This window comes from Rhodanobacter lindaniclasticus, from assembly GCF_004799035.1.
GTDB classification, from domain to species: domain Bacteria; phylum Pseudomonadota; class Gammaproteobacteria; order Xanthomonadales; family Rhodanobacteraceae; genus Rhodanobacter; species Rhodanobacter lindaniclasticus.
The window spans coordinates 1-1294 of the sequence record NZ_MWIO01000091.1 but is presented as its reverse complement, the minus strand read 5'-3'; the positions used below and the strand labels follow the sequence as shown (position 1 = coordinate 1294).

General features: G+C 66.7%; 1 protein-coding gene. It reads right to left on the bottom strand.

All coding sequences use genetic code 11. The features are described 5' to 3' along the window. Positions 1–343: 343 nt before the first annotated feature. The coding region (locus B1991_RS18380; RefSeq protein WP_136260118.1) for an IS110 family RNA-guided transposase at positions 344–1294 on the bottom strand (951 nt) is incomplete at its 5' end.

Here is a 1294-nt window from a genome sequence, read left to right as displayed (position 1 = left end):
TCCTTAGGAGACTTCCCGTCAACCCCGGGCGCATGATGCTTTTGCCCTGAGCTTTCGGGCGACTGCTGGTGATCGGTTTGTCCTGCGTGCTGCGTGGTCAGTTTGATGCGGCGTCGAACGTTGCCAGACTGCATTTCCTTAGACGGTCTTGTTGAGTCGATGGTGCCGACTCGGACCAGGGTATAAACCGCGCCCGGAGACCTCATTCGTTCAGCGGTGTCGCCGGTGTTCGGGGATCGGCCGAAGCACGTTTGGACGTCCAGAATGTTAGTCAGGTTCTCTCCGGGTGGGTCTGACCCGTTGTTGCCGCGTGGCGCTGACGGTGAATCGGAAAAGAGGTTCCTCAGGCGAGCTGGGCGGGACGATGCATCGGATGGCGCTGACTGGCACGGGGGTCGTAGTCCACCTCGTGGGCCAGCATCACCCACAGCTGGCGCGCATGTTTGTTGGCGATGGCAACCAGCACCTTGCCGAACGACAACCGCCCGGCCAGTGACCGAATCCATAGTTGCTCGGGCGTGGCCTTTTCGGTGGCGACCGCCTTGGCGCGCTGCAGGCTGCTGCGCGCGCCCTGGATAAGCAGCGTGCGCAGGTAGCCATCACCGCGACAGCTGATTGCGCCCAGCCGCGTGTGTCCGCCGCTGGAGTGCTGCGTTGGCACCATGCCGAGCCAGGCCGCCAGTTGCCGACCGTTGCGGAATTCCTGCGCCTTGCCGAGGCTGGCGATCAGGGCGTCTGCGGTGAGCGCGCCGATGCCGACGATCGCGCGCAGGCGCACGCACCGCTCGTCCTCGCGCGCATGGGCTTCGATGCGTGCATCGCACGCGTCGAAGGCCGTGCGGACCTGGGCCCAGTGGGCCTCCACGCTGCGGATCAACGCCTTGAACTCCGCCGGCAGCGCCGGGTACGCATCCAGATCGGCCAGCACTCGGCGCAGGGCCTTGTCGCTCTTGCCCATCACGATGCCGAACTCGGCCAGCAGGCCGCGCAGGCGGTTGCCGATCGCCAGACTCTCCGCCTTGTAACCCTCGCGCACCCGGTGCCAGGACAGCCGGGCCTGCTGGTCGATGGTCTTGATCGGCACGAAGCGCATGTTGCCCTGGCGGGCGGCCGTGGCGATCGCCTCGGCGTCGTTGCGGTCGTTCTTGCTGCGCTGACTCTTGCGGTACGGCTTGACCAGCTGGGCAGCCATCAGCCGCGGCTGCAGCCCGTACTCTTCACACCGCCGTGCCCAGTGATGGGCCCCGCTGCACGCCTCCATTGCCACCACCGTCCCCGCCGGCCGCTGCGCCAG